The following is an 18,005-nucleotide window of genomic DNA, read 5'->3' as shown; positions in this document are numbered from 1 at the left end:
TTTAGGAAATAGCAAACAAAATAGGCCGCGAATCATGCCGATGACTTGATGGGTTGTCAAGGGCGGCTGATGCGAACTGCTGAGTGGTCGATCTGAAGAGGCGGGTGATTTATTTCCGGCGCTTGACCTGTAAACTCGCGAGCTTTGGCTCTGTGCTGTTGCAGGCGCGCAGTATCGCATAAGTGGGCGCTTTGTTCGCCTGCTCTTTATCTAAAGGCGCAAACTCTTTCAATGAATCTGCTCAAATCGTTGGCTGCCGTCAGCTCTATCACGATGATCTCCCGGGTTTTAGGGTTTGTGCGTGACACCCTGCTGGCACGCATTTTCGGCGCCAGCATGGCCACGGATGCGTTCTTTATTGCCTTTAAACTGCCCAACCTGTTGCGGCGGATCTTCGCCGAGGGCGCATTCTCCCAGGCTTTCGTGCCGATCCTGGCCGAATACAAAACCCAGCAGGGTGAAGAGGCGACCCGTACCTTTATTGCCTATGTCTCGGGCTTGCTGACCCTGGTACTGATGCTGGTAACCCTCGTCGGCATGCTTGCCGCGCCCTGGGTGATCTGGGCCACGGCCCCCGGTTTTGCCAATACCCCGGAAAAATTCGCGCTGACCACTGACCTGTTGCGGGTGACCTTTCCTTATATATTGCTGATTTCGCTGTCTTCCCTGGCCGGGGCGATCCTCAATACCTGGAACCGTTTCTCGGTGCCGGCCTTCGTGCCGACATTACTGAACGTCAGCATGATTATTTTTGCGCTGTTCCTGACGCCGTACTTCGACCCGCCGGTTATGGCCCTGGGCTGGGCGGTACTGGCCGGCGGCCTGGCGCAGCTGCTGTACCAACTGCCGCACCTGAAAAAAATCGGCATGCTGGTGCTGCCGCGGCTGAACCTCAAGGACACCGGCGTATGGCGCGTGATGCGCAATATGCTGCCGGCGATCCTGGGCGTGTCGGTGAGCCAGATTTCCCTGATCATCAACACTGCGTTCGCGTCCTTGCTGGTGTCCGGTTCGGTCTCCTGGATGTACTACGCCGATCGCTTGATGGAGTTGCCGTCCGGCGTACTGGGTGTAGCCTTGGGCACAATCTTGCTGCCGACGCTGTCGCGCACCTATGCCAGCAAGGACCGCCAGGAGTACTCGCGCATCCTCGACTGGGGCCTGCGCCTGTGCTTTATGCTGGTGTTGCCGTGTTCCCTGGCCCTGGGCATTCTGGCTGAGCCGTTGACCGTGTCGCTGTTCCAATACGGCCAGTTCAGCGCGTTTGACGCGTCAATGACCCAGCGCGCACTGGTCGCCTACTCCGTCGGTCTGCTCGGCATTATCGTGATCAAAGTGCTGGCGCCGGGCTTCTACGCCCAGCAAAACATCCGCACGCCGGTCAAGATCGCAATCTTCACCCTGATCGTCACGCAACTGCTCAACCTGGTGTTTATCGGCCCGTTGGCCCATGCCGGCCTGGCCCTGGCCATCAGCGCGGGTGCCTGCATCAACGCGGGCCTGCTGTTTTATCAACTGCGCAAGCAGCAGATGTATCAGCCGCAGCCGGGCTGGGGCCTGTTTGCCCTCAAGCTGCTGGTGGCGGTGGCGATGATGTCGGCGGTGTTGTTGGGCCTGATGCACTTCATGCCCGCCTGGGATCAAGGCCATATGCTTGAACGCTTCATGCGCCTGGGTGTTCTGGTCGTGGCAGGTGTGGTGGTGTACTTCGGGATGTTGCTGTTGCAAGGCTTCCGTCTGCGTGATTTCAATCGAAAGTCGCTTGGCTAGAGACTTTGCCGTGATAAAACGGTTGTTTTATCGATTCGATCCATTTGGCCTGCGCTGTTGCCTGTCGTCCGGGGCCGGGTGTGGTTATAATCGACCACTTTATGAGCAAGAAGCGCGTTATGCAGCTGGTTCGAGGTCTCCACAACCTGCGCCCCGAGCATCGGGGCTGCGTCGCCACTATTGGCAACTTTGACGGTGTTCACCGTGGCCACCAGGCTATCCTGGGCCGGCTGCGTGAACGTGCGGTCGAGTTGGGCGTGCCCAGCTGCGTGGTGATTTTTGAGCCACAGCCGCGGGAATACTTTACCCCCGAGACGGCTCCGGCGCGCTTGGCCCGCCTGCGCGACAAGCTGCAACTGCTGGCTGAAGAGGGCGTGGACCGTGTGCTGTGCCTGGCCTTCAATCAGCGTTTGCAAAGCCTCAGCGCCGCCGAGTTCGTTGACCGTATCCTGGTAGATGGCCTGGGCGTGCAGCACCTGGAGGTCGGCGACGACTTCCGTTTCGGCTGCGACCGCGTCGGCGATTTCGACTTCCTGCAACACGCTGGTGTGAATCAAGGTTTTACCGTCGAAGCCGCGCAAACCGTCGAACTGGACGGCCTGCGCGTGAGCAGTACCCAGGTGCGTAACGCACTGGCGGCTGCCGACTTCGCCTTGGCCGAGCGTTTGCTCGGTCGCCCGTTCCGCATTGCCGGACGGGTATTGCACGGCCAGAAGCTGGCGCGCCAACTGGGTACGCCAACCGCCAACGTGCAGCTCAAACGTCGTCGTGTGCCACTCACCGGGGTTTACCTGGTAAGTGTCGACATCGACGGCCAATCGTGGCCGGGAGTCGCCAACATAGGCGTCAGGCCCACGGTTGCAGGTGATGGCAAGGCCCACCTGGAAGTTCACCTTTTGGATTTTGCCGGTGATTTGTATGACCGGCGTTTAACGGTGGTTTTCCACCAGAAGCTGCGTGAAGAGCAGCGTTTCGCCTCCCTTGAGGCGTTGAAAACGGCGATCAATGCGGATGTCGCCGCCGCCCGTGCACTAGCCGCACCTAGCGCCCATCGCTAACCGAAGAGCCTTAAATGACCGACTATAAAGCCACGCTAAACCTTCCGGACACCGCCTTCCCAATGAAGGCCGGCCTGCCACAGCGCGAACCGCAGATCCTGCAGCGCTGGGACAGTATTGGCCTGTACGGAAAGTTGCGCGAAATTGGCAAGGATCGTCCGAAGTTCGTCCTGCACGACGGCCCTCCTTATGCCAACGGCACGATTCACATCGGTCATGCGCTGAACAAAATTCTCAAGGACATGATCCTGCGTTCGAAAACCCTGTCGGGCTTCGACGCGCCTTATGTTCCGGGCTGGGACTGCCACGGCCTGCCGATCGAACACAAAGTCGAAGTGACCTACGGCAAGAACCTGGGCGCGGATAAAACCCGCGAACTGTGCCGTGCCTACGCCACCGAGCAGATCGAAGGGCAGAAGTCCGAATTCATCCGCCTGGGCGTGCTGGGCGAGTGGGACAACCCGTACAAGACCATGAACTTCAAGAACGAGGCCGGTGAAATCCGTGCCTTGGCCGAGATCGTCAAAGGCGGTTTCGTGTTCAAGGGCCTCAAGCCCGTGAACTGGTGCTTCGACTGCGGTTCGGCCCTGGCTGAAGCGGAAGTCGAGTACGAAGACAAGAAGTCCTCGACCATCGACGTGGCCTTCCCGATCGCCGACGACGACAAGCTGGCCCAAGCCTTTGGCCTGTCCAGCCTGCCAAAGCCTGCAGCCATCGTGATCTGGACCACCACCCCGTGGACCATCCCGGCCAACCAGGCGCTGAACGTGCACCCGGAATTCACCTATGCCCTGGTGGACGTCGGTGATCGCCTGCTGGTGCTGGCTGAAGAAATGGTCGAAGCCTGCCTGGCGCGCTACGAGCTGCAAGGTTCGGTCATCGCCACCACCACCGGCACTGCGCTGGAACTGATCAATTTCCGTCACCCGTTCTATGACCGTCTGTCGCCGGTGTACCTGGCTGACTACGTTGAGCTGGGTTCGGGTACGGGTGTGGTTCACTCCGCGCCGGCCTACGGCGTTGATGACTTTGTGACCTGCAAAGCCTACGGCATGGTCAACGATGACATCCTCAACCCGGTGCAGAGCAATGGCGTGTACGCGCCGTCGCTGGAGTTCTTTGGCGGCCAGTTCATCTTCAAGGCCAACGAGCCGATCATCGACAAACTGCGTGAAGTCGGTTCGCTGCTGCACACCGAAACCATCAAGCACAGCTACATGCACTGCTGGCGTCACAAGACCCCGCTGATCTACCGCGCTACCGCGCAGTGGTTTATCGGCATGGACAAAGAGCCGACCAGCGGCGACACCCTGCGTGTGCGCTCGCTCAAAGCCATCGAAGACACCAAGTTCGTCCCGGCCTGGGGCCAGGCGCGCCTGCACTCGATGATCGCCAACCGCCCGGACTGGTGCATCTCCCGCCAGCGCAACTGGGGCGTGCCGATTCCGTTCTTCCTGAACAAGGAAAGCGGCGAGCTGCACCCACGTACCGTTGAACTGATGGAAGCAGTGGCGCTGCGCGTTGAGCAGGAAGGCATCGAAGCCTGGTTCAAGCTGGACGCCGCCGAACTGCTGGGCGACGAAGCGCCGCTGTACGACAAGATCAGCGACACCCTCGACGTGTGGTTCGACTCGGGTACCACCCACTGGCACGTGCTGCGCGGTTCGCACCCGATGGGTCACGCCACCGGCCCGCGTGCCGACCTGTACCTGGAAGGCTCGGACCAACACCGTGGCTGGTTCCACTCGTCGTTGCTGACCGGCTGCGCCATCGACAACCACGCGCCGTACCGCGAACTGCTGACCCACGGCTTCACCGTCGACGAGACGGGCCGCAAGATGTCCAAGTCGCTGAAAAACGTGATCGAGCCGAAAAAGATCAACGACACCCTGGGCGCCGACATCATGCGTCTGTGGGTAGCGTCGACCGATTACTCGGGCGAAATCGCCGTGTCGGACCAGATCCTGGCCCGTAGCGCCGATGCCTACCGCCGTATCCGTAATACCGCACGCTTCCTGCTGTCGAACCTGACCGGTTTCAACCCGGCCACCGACATCCTGCCGGCCGAGGACATGCTCGCCCTGGACCGTTGGGCCGTGGACCGTACGCTGTTGCTGCAGCGCGAGCTGCAGGAACACTACGGCGAATACCGTTTCTGGAACGTGTACTCCAAGATCCACAACTTCTGCGTGCAGGAGCTGGGTGGTTTCTACCTCGATATCATCAAGGACCGCCAGTACACCACCGGCGCCAACAGCAAGGCGCGCCGCTCGGCGCAGACCGCGCTGTACCACATCTCTGAAGCGCTGGTGCGCTGGATCGCACCGATCCTGGCCTTCACCGCCGACGAACTGTGGGAATACCTGCCGGGCGAGCGTAACGAATCGGTGATGCTCAACACCTGGTACGAAGGCCTGACCGAATTGCCGGCCAACTTCGAACTGGGCCGCGAGTACTGGGAAGGCGTGATGGCCGTCAAGGTTGCGGTGAACAAGGAGCTGGAAGTTCAGCGCGCGGCCAAGGCCGTCGGTGGCAACCTGCAAGCCGAAGTCACCCTGTTTGCCGAGGAAGGCCTGACCGCCGACCTGGCCAAGCTGAGCAACGAACTGCGCTTCGTACTGATCACCTCGACCGCGAGCCTGGCACCGTTTGCCCAGGCACCTGCGGACGCAGTGGCCACCGAAGTGCCGGGCCTCAAGCTCAAAGTGGTCAAGTCGGCCTTTCCTAAGTGCGCCCGTTGCTGGCACTGCCGTGAAGACGTCGGCGTGAACCCAGAGCATCCGGAAATCTGCGGTCGTTGCGTCGACAACATCAGCGGTGCTGGCGAGGTTCGCCACTATGCCTAATGCTTCCAGTCGTTTCGGACGTCTGGGTTTGCTCGTGCTGAGCGTGCTGGTCCTGGTCATTGACCAGGTCAGCAAGGCTCATTTCGAAGGCTCCCTGCAGATGTTCCAGCAGATTGTGGTCATTCCTGACTACTTCAGCTGGACCCTGGCCTACAACACCGGTGCTGCCTTCAGCTTCCTGGCGGACAGCGGCGGCTGGCAGCGCTGGCTGTTTGCCTTGATCGCGGTGGTTGTCAGCGCTGTGCTGGTGGTCTGGCTCAAGCGTCTGGGCCGTGATGATACCTGGCTCGCCATTGCCCTGGCCTTGGTGCTGGGCGGCGCGCTGGGCAACCTGTACGACCGCATTGCCCTGGGCCATGTGATCGACTTTATTCTGGTGCATTGGCAGAACCGCTGGTACTTCCCGGCGTTCAACTTTGCCGACAGCGCCATCACCGTCGGTGCAATCATGCTGGCGTTGGACATGTTCAAAAGCAAGAAAACCGGAGAGACCGTCAATGACTGATCAGGTATTGGCTGAGCAACGCATCGGCCAGAACACGGAAGTCACTTTGCATTTCGCACTGCGCCTGGAGAATGGCGACACGGTCGACAGCACGTTCGACAAAGCCCCGGCGACCTTCAAAGTCGGTGATGGCAACCTGCTGCCGGGTTTTGAAGCGGCACTGTTCGGTTTCAAGGCCGGCGACAAGCGCACCTTGCAGATCCTGCCGGAAAACGCCTTTGGCCAGCCCAACCCGCAAAACGTGCAGATCATCCCGCGCTCGCAGTTCCAGGACATGGACCTGTCGGAAGGCCTGTTGGTGATCTTCAACGATGCGGCGAACACCGAGCTGCCCGGCGTGGTTAAAACCTTCGATGACGCGCAAGTGACCATCGACTTCAACCACCCGTTGGCCGGTAAAACCTTGACGTTTGACGTTGAAATCATCGACGTTAAAGCGCTCTGACTGACGAAACCGGCGCTTATGGGGCCGGCTTGTGTGGGAGCTGGCTTGCCTGCGATAGCATCACCTCGGTGTACCTGATACACCCGGTCGTTTGCATCGCGGGCAAGCCCGGTTCCCACAGGGGCTTACTCCTGTAGAGTTGAGTTGATCCAATTTCTTGCCCTGCAAGACACGAGGCACAGCATGCAAATCAAACTCGCCAACCCCCGTGGCTTCTGCGCCGGTGTGGACCGGGCGATCGAAATCGTCAATCGCGCCCTGGAAGTGTTCGGGCCGCCGATTTACGTGCGCCATGAAGTCGTCCACAACAAATTCGTGGTTGAAGACCTGCGCGCACGCGGGGCTATCTTTGTCGAAGAACTCGACCAAGTGCCGGACGACGTTATCGTCATCTTCAGCGCCCACGGCGTGTCCCAGGCAGTACGTACCGAAGCGGCGGGCCGTGGCCTCAAGGTGTTTGACGCCACCTGCCCGCTGGTGACCAAGGTGCATATCGAAGTCGCGCGCTATAGCCGCGACGGCCGTGAATGCATCCTGATCGGCCACGCCGGTCACCCGGAAGTCGAAGGCACCATGGGGCAGTACGACGCCAGTAATGGCGGCGCCATCTACTTGGTAGAAGACGAAAAAGACGTGGCCGAGTTGCAGGTTCAAAACCCTGATCGCCTGGCCTTCGTGACGCAAACCACCCTGTCGATGGACGACACCAGCCGTGTGATCGATGCCCTGCGCACGCGTTTCCCGGCAATTGGCGGCCCACGTAAGGATGACATCTGCTACGCCACGCAAAACCGCCAGGACGCGGTCAAGCAACTGGCCGACGAATGCGATGTGGTTCTGGTGGTCGGCAGCCCCAACAGCTCCAACTCCAACCGCTTGCGCGAACTGGCTGAACGCATGGCCACGCCGGCCTACCTGATCGATGGCGCTGAAGACATGCAGCGCAGTTGGTTCGACGGCGTTGAGCGTATTGGCATCACCGCAGGGGCTTCCGCTCCAGAAGTGCTGGTGCGCGGTGTGATCCAGCAACTGCAGGCCTGGGGCGCCACCGGCGCGGATGAATTGGCCGGTCGCGAAGAGAACATCACGTTCTCCATGCCCAAAGAGCTGCGGGTTCGTTCGCTGCTCTGAGTGCCACGGTGCCGGAGCCGCACAGCGCCTGCTCGGTGGCCTCACTGCGCAGGCTGATGCGCCCGCTGGGCGCCAGCACCACTTGATAGAGGCTCTGTACCGGGTCGGTGCCGCAGATGTGCACCGTACCGGCGCGGAAGCCACCTCCCGCAAACACCGGCTCACCCAGCCCGCTGAAGCGTACCTGGCTCTTGACTGGCCCATTGCCCGCCATCAGCACGCGCCCATTGCCCTGCCGTTCCAGCAGTATAGGGTTGTCGGTACCCGGCTCGCCGCGCCCGCTTGTATCCACGATGATTTGCCATCCTCGGCTCCAATCGTTCTCCAGCGCCTGAATGATCACTGCGCGATTGCGGGTGATTGCCTCAGTGCGCGCCAACCGCAGGCCTTCGGCAAGTGAGTGTGCCGCGCTGCGTTGCTGCTGCGACGCAAGCAACCCCTTGAAGGCGGGCACTGCCACGGTCACCAGGATGCCGCCCAGTAACAGGCCGAACAGAAGTTCGATCAGGGTGAAACCGCGTTGTTGCATAGTCTGTCCCTCCATGGGCAAGGGTAAAAATGGGTTTGGAGACCTAGGTATAGCGCCCGGCGGCGGGGCTGAATGATGGCCTTTATGTCCAAAGTATTTCCCTTTGTTCCGATAGCAGCGCGAGCCAAAAACCGGCGCTAGTCTTGGGTCTCACAGCAGCATTGCGCTGCTTTTTTCAGCCTTCGACACGGATGACGACGGTAATGCTTGCCTGCCCGAACAGACTTTTTCCCTGCGTGCTGCCTCGACAGCAAACCGGCATGACCTTGATCGAAGTGCTGGTGGCGGTGCTGATTCTCGCCGTCGGGTTGCTGGGCGCCGCAGTGACCCAGCTCAATGCACTCAAGTACACCGACAGCTCAAGGATGACCAGCCAGGCCAGTTTCATTGCCTACGATATGCTCGACCGAATCCGCGCCAACTCAGGTGCCGACTACGCATGGGGGTTCGCGCAAACCGCCCCCGTCCTTAGCGCGACGGCCAGCGTGCGGGACCTGGACCTGCATGACTTCGAAGCCAATATCATCGGCTTCGCCGGCGAGGACGCCAAAGGCTCGGTGGTGATCAGCGATGGCGAGGTAACCGTGAGCATCAGTTGGGATGATGCCCGTGGGGCGAATACGCCCGGGGCGCGGGAAACCTTCACCCTCACCAGCCGGATTACCAGCGACCCGCAGGCGCCTCAATGAGAAGCTTTGTCCGTGGCTTCAGCCTGGTGGAGTTGTTGCTCGCGCTGGCTGTCGGGTTGCTGCTGGTGCTGGGTGTCAGCCAGGTGACGATCAGCGCTCGCACGACTCAAGCCAGCCAACAGGCCGCCATGCTGCTGCAGGATGACGCGCGGTTTGTGCTGGGCAAGATGATCCGGGATATCCGCCAGGCGGGCATGTTCGGCTGCCTGGCGACAGCCTCTATCGACAACGCACCCCCAGCCTTTGATCAACCTGTGGGTTGGCATTCTGCAGGCAGTTCCTGGTCGCTGACGCTGGTCACCGCCGATGTCGCAGGTGAGGGCGGCACGCCTGACTGGACGGTGCTCTCTGACTGCCTCGGCACGGCCCAGGCCTACGCGGGGAATTCACCGCCACCGACGCCAGGGCAGATCCGCTTTGCGCTGCGCCAACTCACCTACACCTATGAAACTGGGCAATTGAAGGTCAGTACGCCTGCGGCGCCGGCCAAGGCGGTGCTGTTGGACAACGTGCAGGCCTTCGACATCAGTTTCGGCGTGGCGGGCAAACCAGGTTCGCCTCAGGTAGCGCGCTATGACGCCAGCCCGGCGGATGAATCGCTGATCCGCAGCGTACGCCTGCGCATGACGCTGCAAGACCCGACCGGGCGCGTGAAAGATCAGGCCTACAGCGTCGTCGCAGCCCTGCGAAACCGGTTGGGGTAGGGCAGCATGTTCAATCATCAACGCTTTTATGCAGGGCAAGCCGGCATGGTTTTACTGATCAGCCTGGTGTTTCTGCTGGTGCTGTCACTGATCGGCCTGGCATCGATGCAAGGGGCGGTGTCCCAACAAAAGATTACCGGCAGCGTATGGCATCGAAACCAGTCATTCCAAAGCGCCGAAAGTGGCCTGCGGTTGGGTGAGTCGGTGATCCGGCGGGCAGGCGCGACACTGCCGGTGTGTCGGGCAATCCATTCCTGTGCGCCGCCGGTCGAGTCGTCGCAGGTGATAGAGGCTGGCACAAACCCCGTGTCAGCGGTCACTTGGGTTGCCCTGAAGGGCGGCCTGTATGGCGTGCAATCCCTGGGAGTGGGCGTGGGGATGGCGGGTTTGCCTGCCGAAACACCGGCCGCGTTGTACCGCGTGACGGCGGTTGGGAGCAGTGGCCAAGTGCGCACGGTGCTGGAGGCGGTCTATGCACAGGCAGAGGGCGGTCTGAGCGTTCATCGGGTGCTATGGCGACAACTTCACTAGTAAGGAGCGTATCAATGGGCAAGGATTGCCAAGGTTTTACCCTGATCGAGTTACTGGGCGCGGTCGCGATCATCGCGTTTTTGGCCGGGATTGCTTACCCCGCGTATACCGGGCAGGTGAAAAAAGCCTACCGCGCGCAGATCGTTGCGCTGTTGATTGAGCAGGCGCAGCACCTCGAACGTTTTTACACGCGCCACGGCACTTTTATTGATGCAAGCGGCGCCAGTGCCGGCAATGATCACTATAGAATCAGCACTGCATTGAGCCCCCAGTCATTCACACTGGTCGCCTCGCCTGCAGTCGGCGCCATCATGGCAAATGACCCATGCGGTGAGTTCAGTTTGTCCAGCACCGGCGTGCGCAGCAACCCGGGCGCGATACCTGAAATGTCGCGCCATGCGTGTTGGGGGCAATGATGAGAGTACTGGATGAATGGGCGCCGGGTGCGCTTTTCCCTTTTTATCGGCTGGATCAAATGATGGCTAAGCAACAGCAAGTGGTGATTGTCGGTGGCGGTGTCATCGGCTTGTTGACCGCGTTTAACCTGGCCACGGAGGGGCAGGCCGTGGTGCTGCTGGAGCGGTCGGGGCTTGGGCAGGAGTCTTCCTGGGCGGGTGGCGGCATTGTTTCGCCGCTGTATCCATGGCGCTACAGTCCGGCGGTCACCGCATTGGCCCATTGGTCGCAGGATTTTTACCCGCAGTTGGCAGAGCGGCTGTTTGCGGCCACCGGGGTTGATCCAGAGGTTCACACCACAGGCCTGTACTGGTTGGACCTGGAAGATGAAGCCCAAGCGTTGGCTTGGGCTGCCCGAGAAGGTCGCCCGTTGAGCAAGGTAGATGTGTCGGCCGCCCATGATGCCGTGCCGGTGCTGGGCGGTGGATATTCCCAGGCGATCTACATGGCGAACGTGGCCAATGTGCGCAACCCGCGTCTGGTCAAATCCCTCAAGGCTGCGCTGTTGGCGTTGCCGGGCGTGACCCTTCATGAGCAGTGCGAAGTGGAGGGGTTTGTTATTGAAGGTGGCAACGTCGTGGGTGTAAATACCGCTGCGGGGCCGATCCTGGGCGATCAGGTGGTGCTGGCTGCGGGCGCCTGGAGCGGCGAAATACTCGGCAAGCTGGGCCTGTCGCTGCCAGTGGAGCCGGTCAAAGGCCAAATGATTTTGTACAAATGTGCGTCGGATTTTTTGTCGAGCATGGTGCTGGCCAAAGGGCGTTATGCGATCCCGCGGCGTGACGGGCACATTCTGATCGGCAGCACGCTGGAGCATGAAGGGTTCGACAAGACCCCGACCGAGTCGGCCTTGGAAAGTCTCAAGGCGTCGGCGGTGGAGTTGATTCCCGCGCTGGCAGATGCGCAGGTCGTAGGTCACTGGGCCGGTTTGCGCCCCGGTTCACCGGAAGGTATCCCTTACATCGGTGAAGTGCCCGGTTTCAAAGGGCTTTGGCTCAACTGCGGGCATTATCGCAATGGGCTGGTGCTCGCGCCGGCATCCTGTCAACTGTTCGCTGACTTGCTGTTGGGGCGTCCCCCGATCATTGACCCGGCGCCGTATGCGCCCGCCGGTCGGATCAACGCTGAATAGACTTCGGCCCTTGTTCCAGGTGCGCCTGGGTGCAGTACCACTCCTGGCGTGAATTGAGTGCGCGATCCTGCGGCAGGTGCACGCCGCAGTGGGCGCAGCGCACCATCAGGGCCGCGCCCGGCTCGGCGGAGCGTTGCTGTTTAGCCGCCGGGCTTTTGAATTTGCGCCAGAACCATACCGCGGCAGCAATGACGGCAATCCAGAACAGTAGACGAAGCATGATGGGCAGTTTCTCGACAGGGAATGCGCCAGTTTAGCCAAGCGCGTGGCAAGCGCACAGCGCAATAACAAGACGCCCACAAAAAAGGAGCCTCGAGAGGCTCCTTCTTGATGACGCTGTGTGCAATCAGTCAAACACGCCGAAGGTCATGTAGCTGAACCACGAACGGTCTTCATTGTTGCCCAGGGCCTGCGGTGCTTCTTCTTCGATCACGTCGCCATTGGCGTCATGCGGCTTGAGCTCCGAAGGAATGGCTTCCTTGGCGTCCTGGAACTGCTTCATCACGTCCTGGTTGGCGCGGGTTTCGCCCGGCGGCAATGGTGGGCGGGAACTGATCAGGCCCAGGGTGTATTTGCTCAACCAGGAACGGTTGTCTGCTTCAGCTACCCGAGGCACGAACTGGCCGTCTTTCAGACTTGGGGAGTCCGGGTAGTTGAGCTTCAGGGTTTCCAGGCTGGTGGTTGCCAATGCATCCAGGTGCAATGCCTGGTAAGCCTGGGTCATCACCGCCAGGCCATCACCCACGGATGGGGTCTCCTGGAAGTTCTCAACTACATAACGACCACGGTTGGCGGCAGCTACATACGCCTGACGGGTCAGGTAGTAGTCGGCCACGTGAATCTCGTAGGACGCCAGCAGGTTGCGCAGGTAGATCATGCGCTGCTTGGCGTCCGGCGAGTAGCGGCTGTTGGGGTAGCGGCTGGTGAGCTGGGCGAACTCGTTGAAGGAGTCGCGGGCAGCACCAGGGTCACGCTTGGTCATGTCCAGCGGCAGGAAGCGCGCCAGCAGGCCAACGTCCTGGTCGAACGAGGTCAGGCCCTTCATGTAGTAGGCGTAGTCCACGTTCGGGTGCTGCGGGTGCAGGCGGATGAAACGCTCGGCGGCGGATTTTGCAGCTTCCGGCTCCGCGTTCTTGTAGTTGGCGTAGATCAGCTCGAGCTGTGCCTGGTCGGCATAGCGCCCGAACGGATAGCGCGACTCCAGGGCCTTCAGCTTGGCTGTGGCACTGGTGTAGCTATTATTGTCCAAGTCTTTTTGAGCTAATTGATACAGCTCGACTTCGCTCAGGTTTTCGTCGACGACTTCCTTTGTTGACGAGCAAGCAGCAGTCATGGCGAGGATGGCGATCAGCAGCAGGTGTTTCACTTGCATGGCGGCTTGCGTCCCTATGACGGCCGCTGTCTTGGGCGGGGCCGTCCTGTTATGATGAGCGCCCCGTTGAAAGCCTCGGGGCAAAAGACGCCGTATTTAACCACAAGCGCGCAGCCGAAACCAAAGGCTGTGCCACGCCTAGTCTGAGCATGTCCGATAAAATTGAACTTCGCGCAGAGGTGCCGTCCGAATTGGGCGGCCAACGCCTCGATCAAGTCGCCGCACAATTATTCGCTGAGCACTCGCGCTCGCGCCTTTCCGCCTGGATCAAAGACGGCCGCCTGACTGTGGATGGAGCGGTTATCCGCCCGCGAGACATAGTCCATGGCGGTGCGATTCTTGAGCTGACTGCCGAGCAGGAAGCCCAGGGAGAATGGGTCGCCCAAGACATCGAGCTGGATATCGTCTATGAAGACGATGACATCCTGGTCATCAACAAACCTGCAGGCCTGGTGGTTCACCCGGCGGTCGGGCACGCTGATGGCACTTTGCTCAATGCCTTGTTGCACCACGTGCCGGACATCGTCAACGTGCCGCGCTGCGGCATCGTGCACCGCCTGGACAAGGACACCACCGGCTTGATGGTGGTGGCCAAGACCATTCAGGCGCAGACGCAGTTGGTCACACAATTGCAGGCCCGCAGTGTCAGCCGGATCTACGAATGCATCGTGATCGGCGTGGTGGTGGCGGGTGGCAAGATCAACGCCCCGATCGGCCGCCACGGCCAGCAGCGCCAGCGTATGGCGGTGATGGAAGGCGGCAAGCCGGCCGTCAGCCACTACCGTGTTCTGGAGCGTTTCCGCTCCCACACGCATGTGCGGGTGAAGCTGGAGACCGGCCGCACGCACCAGATTCGCGTGCATATGGCGCACATCAACTTCCCGTTGGTCGGAGATCCGGCCTACGGTGGTCGCTTCCGTATTCCGCCAGCGGCCAGCCAGACCATGGTTGAATCGCTGAAAACCTTCCCGCGCCAGGCACTGCATGCACGTTTCCTGGAGCTGGATCATCCGACGAGCGGTAAGCGGATGAGCTGGGAATCGCCTCTGCCGGACGATCTGGTCTGGTTGTTGTCGCTGCTCAAGCAGGATCGCGAGGCGTTTGTAGGATGAGTGACTGGCTGATTCCTGACTGGCCCGCGCCGTCGGGAGTCAAAGCCTGCGTCACCACCCGTGCGGGCGGCGTCAGTCTGGCGCCGTTCGACAGCCTTAACCTGGGTGATCACGTCGAGGATGACCTTGGGGCTGTCCTTGAAAATCGTCGCCGTCTTACCGACGCTTTTACTATCCAGCCTGCCTGGTTACGCCAGGTTCACGGGATAACCGTGGTGGAGGCTGACCCTTCGCGTATCGCTGAAGCCGACGCCAGTTGGACCAGCACACCCGGCATTGCCTGCACCTCGATGACCGCCGACTGCCTGCCCGCGTTGTTCTGCAACCGCGCCGGCACCCGCGTGGCGGCTGCCCATGCCGGTTGGCGCGGGTTGGCGGCCGGTGTATTGGAAGCTGCGTTTGAAAGCTTGAATGCCGAGCCCGGCGAAGTGCTGGTGTGGCTAGGCCCGGCCATCGGCCCGCAAGCCTTTGAAGTCGGCCCCGAAGTGCGTGAAGCCTTCATGCAGCAACTGCCAGCCACGGCCGAGGCCTTTGTACCTAGCCGCAACCCCGGCAAGTACATGGCCGATATTTACCAGCTGGCGCGCCTGCGCCTGGCCGCGCGCGGTGTCACTGCTGTATATGGTGGCGGTTTATGCACCGTTACCGACCCACGCTTCTTTTCCTATCGTCGCAGCCCGCGCACCGGTCGGTTCGCCTCCCTTATCTGGCTTGAGCGCTAGACTCTCCTGACTTGGGTCAATGCTGATCCACATCAAGGATCAGTTGCTTGAATCTTCCAGAATCCACCCCATCTATAAGGGTATCTGGCAGGTTTCTTCATTCAGGATGTGTATTTCTAGCTCCGGCCTGCTCAAAAGGAAGGTGACTAATGCGTATTGATCGTTTAACCAGCAAATTGCAGTTGGCACTCTCGGATTCCCAATCCCTGGCGGTCGGCCTCGACCACCCGGCGATTGAGCCTGCGCACTTGATGCAGGCGCTCCTGGAACAGCAAGGTGGTTCTATCAAGCCCTTGCTGATGCAGGTGGGCTTTGACGTCAACAGCCTGCGCAAGGAGTTGAGCAAAGAGCTCGACCAACTGCCGAAAATCCAAAACCCTACCGGCGACGTGAACATGTCGCAGGACTTGGCGCGCCTGCTTAACCAGGCCGATCGCCTGGCCCAGCAGAAAGGTGACCAGTTCATCTCCAGCGAACTGGTGCTGCTCGCCGCGATGGACGACAACAGCAAGCTTGGCAAATTGTTGCTGGGCCAGGGCGTGAGCAAAAAAGCCCTGGAAAACGCCATCAACAACCTGCGTGGCGGCGAGGCGGTGAATGACCCCAATCATGAGGAGTCGCGCCAGGCCCTGGACAAATACACCGTCGACCTGACCAAGCGCGCCGAAGAAGGCAAGCTGGACCCGGTGATCGGCCGTGACGACGAAATTCGTCGCACCATCCAGGTGTTGCAACGCCGCACCAAGAACAACCCGGTGCTGATCGGTGAGCCTGGCGTGGGTAAAACCGCGATTGCCGAAGGCCTGGCCCAGCGCATCATCAATGGTGAAGTGCCGGACGGCCTTAAAGGCAAGCGCTTGTTGTCGCTGGACATGGGTTCGCTGATCGCCGGTGCCAAGTTCCGTGGCGAGTTCGAAGAACGCCTGAAGTCCCTGCTTAATGAACTGTCGAAACAGGAAGGGCAGATCATTCTGTTTATCGATGAACTGCACACCATGGTCGGCGCCGGCAAGGGCGAAGGTTCGATGGATGCCGGCAATATGCTTAAGCCCGCATTGGCTCGGGGTGAGTTGCATTGCGTTGGCGCGACCACGCTCAACGAATACCGCCAGTACATTGAAAAGGACGCGGCCCTTGAGCGCCGCTTCCAGAAAGTATTGGTGGAAGAACCGAGTGAAGAAGACACCATCGCCATCCTGCGTGGCCTCAAAGAGCGTTATGAGGTGCACCACAAGGTGGCGATCACTGACGGCGCGATCATTGCGGCGGCCAAACTGAGCCATCGCTATATCACCGACCGTCAGTTGCCGGACAAGGCCATCGACCTGATCGACGAAGCGGCCAGCCGCATTCGCATGGAGATCGATTCCAAGCCGGAAGTGCTCGACCGCCTGGATCGGCGCCTGATTCAGTTGAAAGTTGAATCCCAGGCACTTAAGAAAGAAGAGGACGACGCAGCGAAGAAACGCCTGGAAAAACTTCAGGAAGAAATCCTGCGTTTGGAGCGTGAGTATTCGGACCTCGAAGAAATCTGGACCTCGGAAAAAGCCGAAGTGCAGGGTTCTGCGCAGATCCAGCAAAAGATCGAGCAGTCCCGTCAGGAGCTGGAAGCGGCGCGCCGTAAAGGCGACCTGAACCGCATGGCCGAGTTGCAGTACGGGGTGATCCCGGACCTGGAGCGCAGCCTGCAAATGGTTGACCAGCACGGCAAGCCCGAGAATCAGCTGCTGCGCAGCAAGGTGACCGAGGAAGAAATTGCCGAAGTGGTCTCCAAGTGGACCGGCATTCCCGTGTCGAAAATGCTTGAAGGCGAGCGCGACAAGCTGCTGAAAATGGAAAGCCTGCTGCACCAGCGCGTCATCGGCCAGGAAGAGGCCGTGGTGGCAGTGTCCAATGCGGTACGGCGTTCGCGGGCCGGTTTGTCCGACCCGAATCGTCCGAGCGGCTCGTTTATGTTCCTCGGCCCAACCGGCGTGGGTAAGACCGAGCTGTGCAAGGCATTGGCCGAGTTCCTCTTTGATACTGAAGAGGCCATGGTGCGCATCGATATGTCCGAATTCATGGAGAAACACTCGGTGGCTCGCCTGATCGGTGCTCCACCAGGCTATGTGGGCTATGAAGAAGGCGGTTACCTGACCGAAGCCGTGCGGCGTAAGCCTTACTCGGTGATCCTGCTGGATGAGGTCGAGAAGGCCCACCCGGATGTGTTCAACATCTTGCTGCAGGTGCTGGAAGATGGTCGGTTGACGGACAGCCACGGGCGCACTGTGGACTTTCGCAATACGGTGATCGTGATGACCTCTAACCTGGGCTCGGCGCAGATCCAGGAGCTGGTCGGTGATCGTGAGGCCCAGCGCGCGGCGGTGATGGATGCGCTGACCTCGCACTTCCGCCCGGAATTTATCAACCGGGTCGATGAAGTGGTGATCTTCGAGCCTCTGGCGCGGGATCAGATCGCGGGTATTACCGAGATCCAGCTGGGCCGTCTGCGTAGCCGCCTGGCCGAGCGTGAGCTTGACCTGGAGCTGAGCAGCGAGGCGTTGGACAAGTTGATCGCGGTGGGTTACGACCCCGTGTACGGCGCACGGCCTCTGAAACGTGCGATTCAGCGCTGGATCGAGAACCCGTTGGCGCAGTTGATCCTGTCGGGCAGCTTCATACCGGGGACCAGCGTGGCGGCCACGGTGGAAAACGACGAAATCGTCTTCCACTAAGCCCGGCCTGTATGGCGATAAGAGGAGGCCCCGCATTGCGGGGCCTTTTTTTTCGATAGGGCGTTGAACTGTAAGGCAAAGGCTTGTAAAGTGCGCCCCGCAGCAACGTCAGCCCACGGGTTTCTTCTCCCCAAGAAGAAATCAGAAACAAGCGCAAATCATTGTCTTAAAAGCAATTTAAAGGGTTGACAGGGGTTTTTAAGATTGTAGAATAGCGCGCCTCAGAGACGTGAACGTAGCGATACGGACAAGCCGATGAGAAGGTTGTAAAGCAGTAGAAGTTGTAAAT

At 60.3% G+C, this 18,005-nt stretch carries 17 protein-coding genes; 14 read left to right on the top strand and 3 right to left on the bottom strand.

Features of this window, described 5'->3' with window-relative positions:
• Window positions 1-231 precede the first annotated feature (231 nt).
• The 6 genes from murJ to ispH all read left to right on the top strand — a co-directional run bounded on the left by murJ (window position 232) and on the right by ispH (window position 7,755).
• Entirely contained in the window at window positions 232-1,770 is a 1,539-nt protein-coding gene (gene murJ, locus ACQY47_RS10720; protein ID WP_056859107.1) for a murein biosynthesis integral membrane protein MurJ, read from the top strand.
• A 119-nt stretch (window positions 1,771-1,889) separates the two neighbouring features.
• Entirely contained in the window at window positions 1,890-2,828 is a 939-nt protein-coding gene (gene ribF / locus ACQY47_RS10715) for a bifunctional riboflavin kinase/FAD synthetase (protein WP_016971190.1), read from the top strand.
• 14 nt (window positions 2,829-2,842) lie between these two features.
• Window positions 2,843-5,674 (top strand): isoleucine--tRNA ligase, encoded by a 2,832-nt coding sequence (gene ileS / locus ACQY47_RS10710; protein ID WP_017137608.1) that lies wholly within the window; start codon window positions 2,843-2,845, stop codon window positions 5,672-5,674.
• On the top strand, window positions 5,667-6,179 hold the full coding sequence (lspA, locus tag ACQY47_RS10705) for a signal peptidase II (RefSeq protein ID WP_017137607.1): 513 nt from the start codon (window positions 5,667-5,669) through the stop codon (window positions 6,177-6,179). Before ileS ends, lspA begins: the two co-directional genes overlap by 8 nt.
• 7 nt (window positions 6,180-6,186) lie before the next feature.
• Window positions 6,187-6,624: an FKBP-type peptidyl-prolyl cis-trans isomerase gene (fkpB, locus tag ACQY47_RS10700; protein ID WP_010213263.1), complete on the top strand. Its 438-nt coding sequence runs from the start codon at window positions 6,187-6,189 to the stop codon at window positions 6,622-6,624.
• A gap of 183 nt (window positions 6,625-6,807) precedes the next feature.
• Window positions 6,808-7,755, top strand: coding sequence for a 4-hydroxy-3-methylbut-2-enyl diphosphate reductase (gene ispH / locus ACQY47_RS10695; protein WP_017137605.1), 948 nt, complete (start codon window positions 6,808-6,810; stop codon window positions 7,753-7,755).
• Here the strand turns inward: ispH and ACQY47_RS10690 are convergent.
• On the bottom strand, window positions 7,709-8,284 hold the full coding sequence (locus tag ACQY47_RS10690; RefSeq protein ID WP_138451313.1) for a GspH/FimT family pseudopilin: 576 nt from the start codon (window positions 8,282-8,284) through the stop codon (window positions 7,709-7,711). The two genes, ispH and ACQY47_RS10690, sit on opposite strands and share 47 nt — an antisense overlap.
• A gap of 203 nt (window positions 8,285-8,487) precedes the next feature.
• Here ACQY47_RS10690 and pilV point away from each other — a divergent pair, with 203 nt between their 5' ends.
• The 5 genes from pilV (at window position 8,488) to thiO (ending at window position 11,796) form a co-directional block, all read left to right on the top strand.
• Window positions 8,488-8,973, top strand: coding sequence for a type IV pilus modification protein PilV (pilV, locus tag ACQY47_RS10685; protein ID WP_428557071.1), 486 nt, complete (start codon window positions 8,488-8,490; stop codon window positions 8,971-8,973).
• Window positions 8,970-9,677: a prepilin-type N-terminal cleavage/methylation domain-containing protein gene (locus ACQY47_RS10680; protein WP_428557070.1), complete on the top strand. Its 708-nt coding sequence runs from the start codon at window positions 8,970-8,972 to the stop codon at window positions 9,675-9,677. The genes pilV and ACQY47_RS10680 overlap by 4 nt, the downstream gene beginning before the upstream one ends.
• A gap of 6 nt (window positions 9,678-9,683) precedes the next feature.
• Entirely contained in the window at window positions 9,684-10,208 is a 525-nt protein-coding gene (locus ACQY47_RS10675; RefSeq protein WP_428557069.1) for a pilus assembly PilX family protein, read from the top strand.
• A gap of 14 nt (window positions 10,209-10,222) precedes the next feature.
• Entirely contained in the window at window positions 10,223-10,624 is a 402-nt protein-coding gene (locus ACQY47_RS10670) for a type IV pilin protein (protein ID WP_428557068.1), read from the top strand.
• 62 nt (window positions 10,625-10,686) lie between these two features.
• Entirely contained in the window at window positions 10,687-11,796 is a 1,110-nt protein-coding gene (gene thiO / locus ACQY47_RS10665; RefSeq protein ID WP_017137599.1) for a glycine oxidase ThiO, read from the top strand.
• On the opposite strand, the gene ACQY47_RS10660 is transcribed toward thiO, so the two are convergent.
• Window positions 11,783-12,016 (bottom strand): PP0621 family protein, encoded by a 234-nt coding sequence (locus tag ACQY47_RS10660; protein WP_017137598.1) that lies wholly within the window; start codon window positions 12,014-12,016, stop codon window positions 11,783-11,785. The genes thiO and ACQY47_RS10660 overlap by 14 nt on opposite strands.
• Window positions 12,017-12,142: 126 nt before the next feature.
• On the bottom strand, window positions 12,143-13,168 hold the full coding sequence (locus ACQY47_RS10655; RefSeq protein WP_017137597.1) for an outer membrane protein assembly factor BamD: 1,026 nt from the start codon (window positions 13,166-13,168) through the stop codon (window positions 12,143-12,145).
• A gap of 149 nt (window positions 13,169-13,317) precedes the next feature.
• Between ACQY47_RS10655 and rluD the strand changes: the two genes are divergently transcribed.
• From rluD to clpB, 3 genes are all read left to right on the top strand, one after another.
• Complete coding sequence (gene rluD / locus ACQY47_RS10650) at window positions 13,318-14,280, top strand: 23S rRNA pseudouridine(1911/1915/1917) synthase RluD (RefSeq protein ID WP_017137596.1); 963 nt, start codon at window positions 13,318-13,320, stop codon at window positions 14,278-14,280.
• A complete protein-coding gene (gene pgeF / locus ACQY47_RS10645) occupies window positions 14,277-15,002 on the top strand; it encodes a peptidoglycan editing factor PgeF (protein WP_428557067.1) in 726 nt (241 codons plus the stop codon). The genes rluD and pgeF overlap by 4 nt, the downstream gene beginning before the upstream one ends.
• A 149-nt stretch (window positions 15,003-15,151) precedes the next feature.
• Window positions 15,152-17,716, top strand: coding sequence for an ATP-dependent chaperone ClpB (gene clpB, locus ACQY47_RS10640; RefSeq protein WP_428557066.1), 2,565 nt, complete (start codon window positions 15,152-15,154; stop codon window positions 17,714-17,716).
• The last annotated feature ends 289 nt before the right edge of the window (window positions 17,717-18,005 follow it).

Origin of the sequence: Pseudomonas edaphica, from assembly GCF_965277385.1 — a bacterium.
GTDB lineage: Bacteria > Pseudomonadota > Gammaproteobacteria > Pseudomonadales > Pseudomonadaceae > Aquipseudomonas > Aquipseudomonas edaphica.
The sequence above is the reverse complement of the archived record's forward strand: the minus strand, read 5'-3'. Positions and strand labels throughout refer to the sequence as shown.

Bases quoted from the DNA above. Each gene is read 5' to 3' on its own strand.
- ACQY47_RS10680 (WP_428557070.1), top strand. From the start codon at position 8,970: ATGAGAAGCTTTGTCCGTGGCTTCAGCCTGGTGGAGTTGTTGCTCGCG.
- ribF (WP_016971190.1), top strand. From the start codon at position 1,890: ATGCAGCTGGTTCGAGGTCTCCACAACCTGCGCCCCGAGCATCGGGGC.
- ispH (WP_017137605.1), top strand. From the start codon at position 6,808: ATGCAAATCAAACTCGCCAACCCCCGTGGCTTCTGCGCCGGTGTGGAC.
- ACQY47_RS10675 (WP_428557069.1), top strand. From the start codon at position 9,684: ATGTTCAATCATCAACGCTTTTATGCAGGGCAAGCCGGCATGGTTTTA.
- rluD (WP_017137596.1), top strand. From the start codon at position 13,318: ATGTCCGATAAAATTGAACTTCGCGCAGAGGTGCCGTCCGAATTGGGC.
- lspA (WP_017137607.1), top strand. From the start codon at position 5,667: ATGCCTAATGCTTCCAGTCGTTTCGGACGTCTGGGTTTGCTCGTGCTG.
- pilV (WP_428557071.1), top strand. From the start codon at position 8,488: ATGCTTGCCTGCCCGAACAGACTTTTTCCCTGCGTGCTGCCTCGACAG.
- pgeF (WP_428557067.1), top strand. From the start codon at position 14,277: ATGAGTGACTGGCTGATTCCTGACTGGCCCGCGCCGTCGGGAGTCAAA.
- ACQY47_RS10690 (WP_138451313.1), bottom strand. From the start codon at position 8,284: ATGCAACAACGCGGTTTCACCCTGATCGAACTTCTGTTCGGCCTGTTA.
- thiO (WP_017137599.1), top strand. From the start codon at position 10,687: ATGGCTAAGCAACAGCAAGTGGTGATTGTCGGTGGCGGTGTCATCGGC.
- ACQY47_RS10655 (WP_017137597.1), bottom strand. From the start codon at position 13,168: ATGCAAGTGAAACACCTGCTGCTGATCGCCATCCTCGCCATGACTGCT.
- ACQY47_RS10660 (WP_017137598.1), bottom strand. From the start codon at position 12,016: ATGCTTCGTCTACTGTTCTGGATTGCCGTCATTGCTGCCGCGGTATGG.
- ACQY47_RS10670 (WP_428557068.1), top strand. From the start codon at position 10,223: ATGGGCAAGGATTGCCAAGGTTTTACCCTGATCGAGTTACTGGGCGCG.
- clpB (WP_428557066.1), top strand. From the start codon at position 15,152: ATGCGTATTGATCGTTTAACCAGCAAATTGCAGTTGGCACTCTCGGAT.
- murJ (WP_056859107.1), top strand. From the start codon at position 232: ATGAATCTGCTCAAATCGTTGGCTGCCGTCAGCTCTATCACGATGATC.
- ileS (WP_017137608.1), top strand. From the start codon at position 2,843: ATGACCGACTATAAAGCCACGCTAAACCTTCCGGACACCGCCTTCCCA.